Consider the following 12,087-nt stretch of genomic DNA (forward strand, 5'->3'; position numbering starts at 1 on the left):
TTGTTGAGCGCTGGTTTTGATCAAAGTTAAACTTTTGATCGAAAAAATTTATATATCGTACAGATTGAATTTGCCATCTTTGCAAAAATCATGCTGTTATCCCCGCTTTGATACACTTTTTACTTGTGCTGAACTTATGAACCTGTTTAAACAAACGATCCGTCTTTATCAGAATGCCTACACTGGCCTTTCCCGGGCCACCTGGTGGTTATCGCTTGTGTTGCTTATCAACAGAAGCGGCACTATGGTAATTCCTTTTATGACCGTTTATCTAACACAGCATCTGCATTTTTCCATCGCTCAGGCCGGCCTTGTGATGGCTTGTTTTGGCACGGGCGCCATTGTGGGTGCACTGCTTGGCGGATGGCTGTCAGACAAAATCGGATTTTACCAGGTACAGTTCTGGAGCCTCTTCTCTAACGGTTTATTGTTCCTTTTATTGGGACAGATGCGCACTTTTCCGCAGATATGTGTGTGCGTATTTGTAATGAGTTCTGTGGGCGATGCCTTCAGACCTGCCAACAGCATTGCTATTGCGGCTTACAGCGCTCCTGAGAACCGCACGCGTTCCTATGCGCTTAACAGGCTGGCGGTAAATCTTGGTTGGTCTGTAGGGCCGGCGTTGGGAGGTATACTTGCCAGTTTCAGTTATCAGTTATTGTTTTGGGTAGATGGATTCACCTGTATGGCAGCAGCTATACTGATGCGTGTTTTTCTGCCGCCCGTGCCTGCTCCTGCGAAGCCTGCCAAGACAGTGGTGGCCAGGCAAAAGGGCGACAAGGTATGGCATGACCATTATTATTTGTGGTTCCTGTTTTTTGGTATGCTGAATGCCATTTGCCTTTTCCAGTTCTCGAGCATTGTACCCTTGTATATGAAAGAGGAAATACATCTCGAAGAGTGGGCTATCGGTCTCAATATGTCTGTGAATGGTATTCTCATTGCGATGGTGGAAATGGTGATGGTATTTAACCTGGATGGAAAGAGGCCTAACCTGGTATATGTGGCCAGAGGTACGGTCATGATCTGTGCCGCTTACATCTTGTTCTGCGTATTGCCACCGGTATGGTTTGTGGCGGCGTTGTTCATGCTTATTATCACTTTTGGGGAAATGTTCTGTCTACCTTTTATGAACAGTTTCTGGATTTCAAGAAGTAAGGAACATAACCGTGGACAGTATGCTGCATTGTACACTATTTCCTATTCTGTGGCCAATATTGTATCGCCGACAACGGGTGCTTTTGTGGTGGAGCACCTGGGTTTCAGGCCCTGGTGGCTGATCACGGCTGTTACGGTATTGCTTACCGGTTTCGGGTTCCTGTGGATACAGAAGAAAATGACGGTACAGGAGATGCGTATGGCGGCGCCTTGAACAATAAAAATTGTGTAATAGTTTACGGATATTGTCCTGAAAACGCATTTTTTGCGAAAAAAGGAGTAAAATTGGTAAATGAAAGTGATCCAATTTACAATTCCTGTTGCTGCTGCTGGTTCTGTGGTGATACAGGAAGATATACTCCCATACCTTTATAACTACCTGCACCGCCACCAGGAAGCGCAGATAACGCTGATCATCAAAGGTGAGGGTACGCTCATTGTGGGTAGCACTACGCAGCCCTGCAAGGCGGGGGATGTATATGTGATTGGCGCGAACCAGCCGCATATGTTTAAAAGTGACGCCAGCCACTACAAGAATGCGCACGAGAAAAATATCCACGCCATTCATATCTTCTTCGATCATGAACATGCGCTGCAAGGCGCGCTGGCGTTGCCAGAAATGGAAGCGGTGAGGAAGTTTCTGCAGCTTACGCGGTATAACCTGCAGCTGCCGCAAGTGGCGCAGGAAAAAGCTGCTGCGGATATTCTGCGCCTTAATCAACTGAACGGGGTAGAGCGGTTACTTGCCTTTCTGTCGCTGCTCAATTTCTTCTCCAAGCAGGCGAACGACTGGAAGTCGTTGTCTACGGGTTTTTCCAGGCATGCCTACAGCGAATCGGAGGGATTGCGCATGAATGATATTTACCAGTATACGCTGGAACATTACGCTGAAAATATAACCCTGACGAAGATTGCATCAGTAGCGCATCTGACCACTTATGCGTTTTGTAAGTATTTCAAGAAGCATACACGTAAAACTTATCTGGGTTTTCTGAATGAGATCAGGATCAATGAGGCGTGTAAGAAGATTATCAACGGGGAAGGGGAGAGTATTGCGGCGGTGGCTTATGCCACGGGTTATAACAACCCTGTGACTTTTAACCGTGTGTTCCGCAAGGTAACGGGGATGTCGCCATCAGCCTATGCGCGTAAATACCGTTTCGGGCAAGAGAACGCGCACAGGAGTGGCTATGTAGCTGAATGGGAAAATACGTTTTAGTGGTGAGCGAAGTCGTTCAGGTAATCGCCTTTAATACGTTCCATTGGCGGATTGAAGTAACCGAATTTCAGATCAGGGAACTCTTCGTGTATCAGTTCCTGTAATTGTTTTACGCCCATGCACTCACCGGTTTCGGTGAGGCCCAGTTTGCCGAGGTACCAGTCCGGATCGATATTGAAATTCCTCCACTGTATCATGTTCAGGCCTGTTTCACGGATCAGGCTACGCAATGCTTCATATTCTTCCACACTGTCGGTCATTCCCGGAAATACAAAGTAATTGATAGAGGTCCAGCCGCCAAATTCGCGTACTACTTTCAGGCTTTCAATGATGTCCTGGAATACGTAGTTATTGGGACGGTAATAAGGCGTATAGAACCTTTCCTGTGCAGAGTTGAGGCTCACGCGGATGCTGTTCAGTCCTGCTTCACAGAGTGCGCGTACTGCATCGGGTTTGCTGCCGTTTGTGTTGATGTTGATGCTTCCCTTGCTGGTATGTTTGCGGATCTCTTTAATGGATTCGCGGATGGTTTCCCACATCAGCAGGGGTTCGCCTTCGCATCCCTGGCCAAAGCTCACGATGGGATATGGTGCGGATTCGAGGTGGGGCACGGTGTATTCCACGATTTCTTCGGCGGTAGGCTTGAAGCGGAGGCGGTCCTGTGTGGATACGATTGTTTCTTCTTCCGGCTGGAAGGAGATGCATCCGATACAGTTAGCGTTACATGCCGGAGAGGAAGGAATGGGGCATTCCCATCTTCCCATGAAATAGTTACGGGCGGCAGGACATTCGTAAGTAAGTGCGCAGTTTTCTGCCAGGTGCTGTACCAGTCTGTTGTGCGGATATGCCGCCATGAGCTGTTTTACACCCTGCTTCACTTTCTTAGCATCGAAGCCGGCGCATTCCTGTCTGATATCTGATTCAATGCGGGTAGCAGGTACATAGAATTTACCATCGAGCCAGCCTACTGCGGTGTAGCAGAATAGCGGCAGGGTGGGTGCATCGGGCATTGTTTCATATGCAGCCAGGTAAAAGCCTGTATGTGCCGGTGGAATGAAAGCTGCTACTGCCCAGCCTTTTTCGCAGAGCTGCATCTCGCCGGTTTTAGCGTTGATGCCGATACCGCGTCGTCCGGGCAGTTCATACAAGTTACCTCCGTCCGGTAATTCGATCCATTCTTCCGGATCTACGGGCCACGCATCCCAGCCACTGCGGCCGGTTACATGCATGGTGGTATCTTCAAAGATGTTTCCTTTACCGTCGGAATATAAAATGTATGGCGTTTGTTTTAACATTATCTGTGGTTATGAATTCTAAATTATCCTGCTTTTGAAGAAAGCGTTCAGCTCTTCTCTTTTTTCCTGTCCGGGTTCATCGAGTATTTCCAGTTGCAGTATGCGATTATTTTTAAAATCAATCGTGAGCAGGTCGTTACGTAAAATTACGTTATTCAGCTCGTTCCAGCCAATGAGCCTGGGAGAAAAGGTAGCAGGCACAGTAATGCCGGTGGTGTCTATCTTTACGGATACGGGCTGAAAGATCTTATACTCGATCCAGCCGATATAAGCCAGGCCGATACCCACAATAAGCAAGAGGAGCCCTGTAATGGGCTGGAGGTGCGACAGAAAGTAGAGGCTGGCTGTGAGGCATACGAACACCTGTACCAATCTTGCTACGCTGTTGGCTTCATTGAATTTTTTAAAGCGCTTCATCATAAACGGGAACGACAGGCATGCGATTCCCAGTATGATGAAAAAGCCTGCCAGTACCCAGTTTGGCTGTGCTGACCCGCGGTATGCCCCAATGGCATTGAACAGGAACAGGATGCCTATCAGGCCGTGCATGACCGGTAGCAACCGGAGCCTTTTAGCAGCTCCGGGATTTATGATGCGCAAACTGTACATAAATTATGATTGTGTATTAGCGCTCACCAGCAGGTTACATAATTTGAACAGTACCCTGGCGCCTACGTTAGCATCCCAGTCGGTATGGGAGGCACTTACCTCGTTGAGGTCAAAGCCTATCAGCTGACGGCCGCTTGCCAGTATGCGTTTGAACAGGTAGTATACCTGTTCGGTTTCGAAACCGCCAGCTACCGGGGTACCGGTATGCGGGCATAATTTGGGGTCCAGCCCATCTATATCGAAACTGATGAAGACCTGTTGCGGCAGATTGGCTACAATGCTGTCGCAGATTGATTTCCAGGTTTCGCCTTCATATTGTCTTTCTTTAATATCCTTATCGAAGTAAGTAACCACGCGGCCGTTGCTGTTGGTGATGTAGTCTGCTTCTTCTTCGCAATAGTCGCGGATGCCCACCTGTACAAGTTTCTGCAGCTGTGGCACTTCGGCCAGCGCGTTGAACATGATGGATGCGTGGGAGTATTTGAAGCCTTCGTAGCTGTCGCGCAGGTCGCAATGGGCATCTATCTGAAGGATACCGAAATCGCCTTTGTGTTCGCCGATGGCTTTGAAGAAGCCCAACGGAGTACTGTGGTCGCCGCCAACGAGCGCCACCAGTTTGCCTTTTTCCAGCATTCCTTTGGTTTGGGTGTATACCCACTCATTCATGGCCCTGGTACCGTTGTTAACGTCTACCACTGTTTTTTTCAGGAATTCATTCTCAGAAATGTCGCCGCCTTCGGTCAGGAATTTCAGGTACAGTTCGGCCTCTTTGCGGAGGTAGTCGCTGCGGAGGAGCAGGTGTTTGTCTGGTTCCCGCATGAAGAAACCCTGTTTCCAGCCATCTTTTACATCCGCATCATACAGGTCAACCTGGAGGGAGGCCCTGAAAATATGTTCCGGGCCGCGGGCTGTACCATTATTATAAGATACGGTTACTTCCCAGGGAACTGGCAGCAATACCAGTCTTGCTTCCTCTTCTGTGAAAGGCAACCCGAAGATGTTGTTGGACAACAAACCGACCGAATTGGGGTCGAATTGAGATAAATCAGCCATGATATAATCTTACTTTTCTAAAATTTCGCCCGCAAAGATAGGATTATGTTTACTTACAGCCTTCCTTCCCGGAAAAAGAATTGCCTTTTATATAAAAAATGTCCGTTAAAACTCATTTTGAGTTAATTTTGCGGGGTTAATCGGAAGGAGATAAATGCAGGCGGGAAGACGGATAGGTAAAAGTGTTGCTGGTAAAGGCTTTCAGAGTCTGTGTCAAACAATAGGGAAGATAATTTTCATATGAAAAAAACAAATATAATTCTGCTGGTGGTAATTGCTGTTGCGATTGGAGTTGTCGTAACAATGGTAGGCGATTTCAGTACTTATGAGACGTTTGCAACAGCCCGTGAGAAAGAAGGTAAAGAATTTCATGTAATCGGGAAATTAGATACCCTTCAGGCCATGCACTATGATCCTGTTAAGGATGCGAATTTATTCAGTTTTTACGTTCACGATAAATCCGGCGAAACCCGTAAAGTGGTTTTTTTCGGCGCTAAACCTACAGATTTTGAAAAGGCGGAATCGGTAGTGCTTACCGGTAAAATGGAGGGTAACGAGTTCCATTGCAGTAAGATCCTCATGAAATGTCCTTCCAAGTATAAGGATGACCAGGTTGCGATGAGCAGCAAACAGCTTTAAATATTTTTGGATTTATTTATTTTGGTATTTAGGTATTTAATTACAGTTATGCATCTTGTACTGTAACTAAATAACTGAATATCAAAATATCAAAATAGATAAATCCCTCATTATATATCCATCTCTCATGAAGTTTGTAGGGGAACATTTATTACCGGGCCAATTAGGTCATTTTTTCGCCATTCTGGCATTTGTAGCATCGATCGTAGCCGCCGTTTCTTATTACATGGTGGTAAAAATTAAAGAGCCTGAATTACAGTATTCCTGGAAGAAGCTGGCCCGCTGGTCTTTCGTTATCCAATCTGCAGCGGTTATTGCAGTCTTCAGTTGTCTCTATTACATCCTGTATAATCATTATTTCGAGTATAAATATGCATGGCGGAATACATCGCGTGACCTGCCTATCCAATATCTGCTCTCCAGCCTCTGGTCTGACCAGGAAGGCAGCTTCCTGCTCTGGAGCATCTGGAACAGTATCCTGGGTATTATCCTTATCCGTACTTCAAAGAACTGGGAAGCGCCTGTAATGAGCGTTTTCTCCCTGGCACAGGTGATTATGGCCAGCATGTTGCTGGGTGTCTATATCCTGGATTATAAGGTGGGTAGCAATCCGTTTATGCTGCTTCGCCAGGCCGCGGAAAACCAGGCGGCGCCTATATTCCAGCAAGCCAACTACCTGGAGCACATCCACGACGGGAATGGGCTGAACGTAACCCTGCAGAACTACTGGATGGTGATCCATCCGCCGGTATTGTTCCTGGGTTTCGCTTCCATGATCATACCTTTCGCTTTTGCTTTCGCCGGTCTCTGGACCCGTGATTATAAATCCTGGATCAAGCCAGTGTTGCCCTGGGTTCTTTTTGCCATTATGCTGCTTGGAACTGGTATCATGATGGGCGCTGCATGGGCATATGAATCGCTTAACTTCGGCGGATACTGGGCATGGGACCCTGTTGAAAATGCCTCGCTTGTTCCGTGGCTTACGATGGTGGCCGGCCTGCATACTCTTTTGGCGTACAAGCATAGCGGGCATGCGCTCAAATCCACTTTTTTCTTCTTCTTTATTTCCTATGTGCTGATCCTTTATTCATCTTTCCTTACCAAGAGCGGCATTCTGGGAGATACTTCCGTACACTCCTTTACGGATATGGGTATGACAGCGCAGCTGCTATTTTCTATACTGGTATTCACTATTCCGTCTATTGCTTTGCTGATTATACGCCGGAAAGAAATACCTGCTGTGAATAAAGAGGAAAGTACTTATTCCCGTGAATTCTGGCTATTTGTAGGCGCACTGATTATGCTGATTGCAGGTATTCAGATCACCTTTACCACTTCTATTCCTGTATGGAACAAACTGTTGAGCATAACAGGACTGAAGGGTCTTTTCAAAATGGATGATATTGCGCCGCCTTCAGACAGTATTTTCCATTACAATAAAATACAGATCTGGATTGCCATTGTGCTGGGTATACTCACTGCTATTGTGCAATACCTTAAATATAAGGATACACCGCGCGGCGTCTTTACCAGGAAGATCTGGATGCCAACACTCCTCTCGCTGTTGCTTACCGGGTTGGTAGCCTGGAAAGGTACTATCACCTATGATACTTACGGGGCGGGCTTCCTGAGCGCTATCTACATCATGCTGTTTGCCAGCATATATGCGATAGTCGGCAACTTTAGCTATATCATTACGGGGCTGCACGGCAAAATGAAATCTGCCGGCGCTTCTGTTGCGCATATCGGTTTTGGGATGGTGCTGCTGGGTGTATTGATTTCTTCTGCCAAGAAGGAAGTGATTTCCATTGACCGCATGAAGATGCTGAACGATGGTTTCTTCTCCAAGGAGAGCAAGCAGAATCCGCGTGAGAATATCATGCTGCCACGTGATGTTCAGGTGCAGATGGGTGAATACCACGTTACCTATGCAGGAGACTCCACTGCATCCGGCGATCCGAAAACATATTACAAAATGCGCTATGAAAGAAGGGATAAGAATACCGGCGCTGTTGTTGAAAGATTCAGCCTGTATCCTGATGCATTTGTAAACAAAAAGGAAAATGCACTTTCTTCCAACCCGGCATCCAAACATTATCTTACCAGGGACGTATTCACCTATGTTTCTGCAGCACCTAACAAGGAGGAAGCTGCAAAAGCTGATACCACACCGTATACTACCCACGAGATGAAACAGGGCGATTCTGTATTCTTCTCCAAAGGCTTCATTGTACTGAAAGGGCTGAATACACAACCTAAGAATAGGAACTATATTCCGCAGAATGGGGATCTCGCTGTGGGCGCAGAACTTGAAGTGTATACGCAGACGGATGACCATTTCAAACTGCAGCCTGTATATTTTATCCGCGACAGCAGCTACCAGTACAGCGTGGAAGATACATTGGCGCCGCTGGCATTGAATGTACGATTCTCCAAGATCCTCCCGGCAGACAACAAGATAGAACTGAAGGTGAAAGAAGCCAGCAGCACCAGTGACTATGTGGTGATGAAGGCATTGATATTCCCTTATATCAATGTACTGTGGCTGGGTGTTATCGTGATGGTAACAGGAACTGCGATGAGTATCTATCAGCGCGCAAGCAAGAAAGGCATTTAATTATTTAGGGATTTGTGGATTTAGGAATTTAGGAATTTTTAAATGTGGCGAAGATCATGTTTTGTTGTATTATTTTAAACAAAAATTAATCTTCGCTACATTTAAAAATTCCTAAATTCCTAAATCCGCAAATCCCTAAATAATTAAATACTATGAGAAGGTGGTTTCGTATACTCCTGATCGTTATAGCTTCGCTTGCAGTGGTATATATCGTTGGGCCAAGGCCGGCCAGGCCTGTTTACAGTAATGACGTTCCTGTTGTTCCTGCTGCCGGTCCGGCGCTGGAGCAGTTTATCAGCGCGAGGGAAGCACAGCATCAACTGAAACCCGACAACCAGGCGCGTGTTATCTGGTTTGATTCCGCTTTCCGGAAAACGCCTTATTCCATCGTTTATCTGCACGGGTTCTCAGCCAGCCAGGAAGAAGGCAACCCTATACACCGCGATTTTGCAAAGCGTTTTGGTTGTAATATGTATTTGTCGCGGCTCGACGGCCACGGTGTGGATACCTCTGATCCTTTATTACAGACTACCGCAGAAGGGCTCTGGCGCGATGCCAAGGAAGCGCTGCGTATCGGGAAAGCTTTAGGAGACAAAGTGATCATTATGGGTACGTCTACGGGCGCTACGCTGGGCCTTAAGCTGGCAGCAGCTTTCCCGGATGATGTTTATGCATTGATTAATATGTCGCCCAATATTGCCATTAATGACAAGCTGGCCTTCCTGGCTAATGATCCCTGGGGGTTACAGCTGGCGAGGTTTGTCAGCAAGGGCAACTTCAGGGATTCAAAAGATACCAACGCGGTGAGGGCGCAATACTGGAATACCCGTTATCGGCTGGAGGCGGTGGTACAGCTGGAAAATCTGCTGGAATCCACGATGGTGCCGGCGACTTTTCACCAGGTACATCAGCCGGTGCTTAACCTGTATTACTACAAGGATGAGCAGCACCAGGACCCTACTGTGCGCGTATCGGCTATACTGGCCATGGAAAAGGAGCTGGGTACACCTGACAGCCTGAAGGAAGCTATCGCTATTCCGAATGCGGGCGCACATGTGATCGGCTGCTATCTGACGGCGCACGATCTGCCTGCTGTGAAGAATGCTGTGGCCGATTTTGCCATTAATAAGCTGAAAATGAAACCACAGGAGTAACCCGATTTTTAGTTATCGACGAATCTGAAAATCTTTTTTAAATTGTGGTAACATTCACTTTGATAGTACGTTAATTGAATATGCGCTTCCTGAGAAATATCTTTATAGCCTTTACTGTGATGTCAGGTGTGGCCTTATCTTACGGTAGGGCGATGGCGCAGGAGGCACATGGAGCCGACTCCATCCCGCTGCACGCCGTTGTGGTGGGACGCGATACTATCCCGGTTATTACCCTTGCTATTTTTGATGTGGTGGAAAAGATGCCGAAGGCGCTGCGTAAGGAACGCGAGCGCTGGAGCCGCCTCCGCAACGCAGTATATGTTACCTACCCTTACGCTAAATCTGCTGCACGTATTCTGAAAGACGTAAATGGCCGCCTGGCCACTATGCAGTCGAAAAGGGAACGGAAGGAGTATTTGTCGTCCAAGGAAAAGGAGATGAAGGCCCAGTTTGGCGACAAATTGCAGAATCTTTCCGTTTACCAGGGCAAAGTGCTGATGAAACTCATCGACCGTGAAACCGGTCAGAATTGCTTTGAAATTATCAAAGAGCTGAAAGGCGGCTTCAATGCGAGGGTATGGCAGACCGTAGCCTTTTTCTTCGGAGGCAACCTGAAAAGTGGATATGACAAGGAGGAAGACAGGGATATTGAGGTCATTGTGCAGGAGCTGGAATTGTATCAGCATTACCGTGCCTATAATTAATTCAGTTATCTTCGTTGGTACAGTTGATTAAAGGCTGGTATGTATGAAGAAAGCATGGATGATTTTTTGTTGTCTCGTGACGGTTTCCTTTGGCGCCGTTGCCCAATCTGAAGAGGATGCGCCTACAGTATATGTAATAGACAGCGTACAGACCACATCCGCTGCTTTAGAGAAAATCTCCCCTGACCAGCTAGCCAGTATCACCGTAGCCAAAGGACAGAAGGCTGTTGACAAATATGGCCCACAGGCTGCTAACGGCGTTGTATATATCGAAACCAAACCCTTTGCGCGCAGGCGTATCAATAAATTATTCAGTGAAGCGTCTCCCGCTTATGATCAGCTGCTGAAGCGCTATGGAAATGACAGCAGTTTCTGTTATATCATTAACAATAAGCCTGTTAGTCCGGTTGGTGAAGCCCGGTTGATGACCCTCGATAAGAAAACATTCATTTCCCTGGAAATACTTACTCCCAGGCAATTGCAGAAAAAATTCCAGATAAATGGCAAGAAAGCGGGGGTATTGATTATCAGCACAGAGGAGTGATGCGTACCGAATAATTTCCCATCTTTGCACCTCAATTTACAGCACATGAAACTGGATATACTTGCAATAGCTGTGCACCCTGATGATGTTGAGCTGGGGTGTGCAGGAACATTAATGGTGCATGCTGAGAGAGGCATGAAGGTGGGCGTAGTGGATCTTACCCGCGGAGAGCTGGGAACCCGTGGTACTCCGGAGCTTCGTGAGCAGGAGGCGATGGCTGCTGCAAAGATTATGGGATTAGAGGTACGTGAAAACCTGGGCCTGGCGGATGGTTTCTTCCGCAATGATACTATGGAGCAGATGGCTATTATCAGGGCGATAAGGAAATTCAGACCGGATATAGTGTTGGCCAATGCGATGGATGACCGTCATCCGGATCATGGCCGTGCCGGCAAACTGATTGCGGATAGTTGTTTTCTGGCGGGATTGAGAAAGATAGCTACAGAGCTGGATGGTCAGCCGCAGGAAGCATGGCGGCCCAAGCAGGTGTTTCATTTCATGCAGGACCGTTACCATGAGCCGGATTTTGTAGTGGATATTACGCCTGTAATAGAAAGGAAGCTGGAGGCCATCAAGAGCTTCAGCTCCCAGTTTCTGGCGCCGAAGGATCATGAGCCGCAGACGTATATCTCTGGCTCCGGTTTCTTTGACAGTGTTGTTTACCGTGCGAAGATGCTGGGCAAGATGGTAGGGGTAGACTACGCTGAAGGCTATACGTCAGCCAAAATGATCGGTATCCGTGATTTCAATGATCTTATTAATATCACCACCTGAGGAAGATTTGATTATTTTTTTATTTTGGTATTTAGTTATTTAAAATGCAGCGGAGATCTGGTTTATTATTTTATTAATCAATAACAGATCTCCGCTGCATTTTAAATAACTAAATACCAAAATAGAAAAATAAAAAAATCATGAAGCTCCTGTCATTTTTTCTGTTACTCTTATGTGTGCAGGTACATGCACAAAAGACGGACAAGCGTCTTACCGAACTGCTGCGGCCTTTGCTGGCGGCTCATCATGGGCAGGCGGGTATTTATGTTCATCATTTGAAGAGGGGCAGCACGGCAGCCATAAATGCAGATTCGTTATTTC

At 46.9% G+C, this 12,087-nt stretch carries 11 protein-coding genes and 1 pseudogene; 9 read left to right on the plus strand and 3 right to left on the minus strand.

Features of this window, described 5'->3' with window-relative positions:
* Nucleotides 1–136: 136 nt before the first annotated feature.
* On the plus strand, nucleotides 137–1,372 hold the full coding sequence (locus tag VM802_RS31295) for an MFS transporter (protein ID WP_325538325.1): 1,236 nt from the start codon (nucleotides 137–139) through the stop codon (nucleotides 1,370–1,372).
* A 78-nt stretch (nucleotides 1,373–1,450) separates the two neighbouring features.
* On the plus strand, nucleotides 1,451–2,377 hold the full coding sequence (locus VM802_RS31300) for an AraC family transcriptional regulator (RefSeq protein WP_325538326.1): 927 nt from the start codon (nucleotides 1,451–1,453) through the stop codon (nucleotides 2,375–2,377).
* Here VM802_RS31300 and VM802_RS31305 read toward each other — a convergent pair.
* The 3 genes from VM802_RS31305 to VM802_RS31315 are packed head-to-tail and all read right to left on the minus strand — an operon-like array spanning nucleotide 2,374 to nucleotide 5,334.
* Nucleotides 2,374–3,672: a radical SAM family protein gene (locus VM802_RS31305; RefSeq protein ID WP_325538328.1), complete on the minus strand. Its 1,299-nt coding sequence runs from the start codon at nucleotides 3,670–3,672 to the stop codon at nucleotides 2,374–2,376. The two genes, VM802_RS31300 and VM802_RS31305, sit on opposite strands and share 4 nt — an antisense overlap.
* An 18-nt stretch (nucleotides 3,673–3,690) precedes the next feature.
* Nucleotides 3,691–4,272: a hypothetical protein gene (locus VM802_RS31310; RefSeq protein ID WP_325538330.1), complete on the minus strand. Its 582-nt coding sequence runs from the start codon at nucleotides 4,270–4,272 to the stop codon at nucleotides 3,691–3,693.
* A 12-nt stretch (nucleotides 4,273–4,284) separates the two neighbouring features.
* Nucleotides 4,285–5,334, minus strand: a complete 1,050-nt coding sequence (locus tag VM802_RS31315; protein ID WP_325538332.1) for an agmatinase family protein — start codon at nucleotides 5,332–5,334, stop codon at nucleotides 4,285–4,287.
* Between the two features lie 240 nt (nucleotides 5,335–5,574).
* Here VM802_RS31315 and VM802_RS31320 point away from each other — a divergent pair, with 240 nt between their 5' ends.
* From VM802_RS31320 to VM802_RS31350, 7 genes and pseudogenes are all read left to right on the plus strand, one after another.
* Nucleotides 5,575–5,973 (plus strand): cytochrome c maturation protein CcmE domain-containing protein, encoded by a 399-nt coding sequence (locus VM802_RS31320; RefSeq protein ID WP_325538334.1) that lies wholly within the window; start codon nucleotides 5,575–5,577, stop codon nucleotides 5,971–5,973.
* A gap of 127 nt (nucleotides 5,974–6,100) precedes the next feature.
* On the plus strand, nucleotides 6,101–8,590 hold the full coding sequence (ccsA, locus tag VM802_RS31325; RefSeq protein WP_325538336.1) for a cytochrome c biogenesis protein CcsA: 2,490 nt from the start codon (nucleotides 6,101–6,103) through the stop codon (nucleotides 8,588–8,590).
* A gap of 152 nt (nucleotides 8,591–8,742) precedes the next feature.
* Entirely contained in the window at nucleotides 8,743–9,744 is a 1,002-nt protein-coding gene (locus tag VM802_RS31330; RefSeq protein WP_325538338.1) for an alpha/beta hydrolase, read from the plus strand.
* Nucleotides 9,745–9,824: 80 nt separating this feature from the next.
* Nucleotides 9,825–10,448, plus strand: coding sequence for a DUF4294 domain-containing protein (locus VM802_RS31335; protein ID WP_325538340.1), 624 nt, complete (start codon nucleotides 9,825–9,827; stop codon nucleotides 10,446–10,448).
* A gap of 43 nt (nucleotides 10,449–10,491) precedes the next feature.
* On the plus strand, nucleotides 10,492–10,992 hold the full coding sequence (locus VM802_RS31340; protein WP_325538342.1) for a hypothetical protein: 501 nt from the start codon (nucleotides 10,492–10,494) through the stop codon (nucleotides 10,990–10,992).
* Nucleotides 10,993–11,037: 45 nt separating this feature from the next.
* Nucleotides 11,038–11,766 carry a bacillithiol biosynthesis deacetylase BshB1 gene (gene bshB1, locus VM802_RS31345; RefSeq protein WP_325538344.1) on the plus strand — a complete coding sequence of 243 codons (729 nt, stop codon included), beginning with the start codon at nucleotides 11,038–11,040 and terminating at the stop codon, nucleotides 11,764–11,766.
* A 140-nt stretch (nucleotides 11,767–11,906) separates the two neighbouring features.
* Nucleotides 11,907–12,087 (plus strand): annotated as a pseudogene (locus tag VM802_RS31350) (serine hydrolase); the annotation flags it as partial.

It is taken from the genome of Chitinophaga sp., from assembly GCF_035538455.1.
Classification (GTDB): domain Bacteria; phylum Bacteroidota; class Bacteroidia; order Chitinophagales; family Chitinophagaceae; genus Chitinophaga.

Bases quoted from the DNA above. Each gene is read 5' to 3' on its own strand.
- VM802_RS31295 (WP_325538325.1), top strand. From the start codon at position 137: ATGAACCTGTTTAAACAAACGATCCGTCTTTATCAGAATGCCTACACT.
- VM802_RS31300 (WP_325538326.1), top strand. From the start codon at position 1,451: ATGAAAGTGATCCAATTTACAATTCCTGTTGCTGCTGCTGGTTCTGTG.
- VM802_RS31305 (WP_325538328.1), bottom strand. From the start codon at position 3,672: ATGTTAAAACAAACGCCATACATTTTATATTCCGACGGTAAAGGAAAC.
- VM802_RS31315 (WP_325538332.1), bottom strand. From the start codon at position 5,334: ATGGCTGATTTATCTCAATTCGACCCCAATTCGGTCGGTTTGTTGTCC.
- VM802_RS31320 (WP_325538334.1), top strand. From the start codon at position 5,575: ATGAAAAAAACAAATATAATTCTGCTGGTGGTAATTGCTGTTGCGATT.
- ccsA (WP_325538336.1), top strand. From the start codon at position 6,101: ATGAAGTTTGTAGGGGAACATTTATTACCGGGCCAATTAGGTCATTTT.
- VM802_RS31330 (WP_325538338.1), top strand. From the start codon at position 8,743: ATGAGAAGGTGGTTTCGTATACTCCTGATCGTTATAGCTTCGCTTGCA.
- VM802_RS31335 (WP_325538340.1), top strand. From the start codon at position 9,825: ATGCGCTTCCTGAGAAATATCTTTATAGCCTTTACTGTGATGTCAGGT.
- VM802_RS31340 (WP_325538342.1), top strand. From the start codon at position 10,492: ATGAAGAAAGCATGGATGATTTTTTGTTGTCTCGTGACGGTTTCCTTT.
- bshB1 (WP_325538344.1), top strand. From the start codon at position 11,038: ATGAAACTGGATATACTTGCAATAGCTGTGCACCCTGATGATGTTGAG.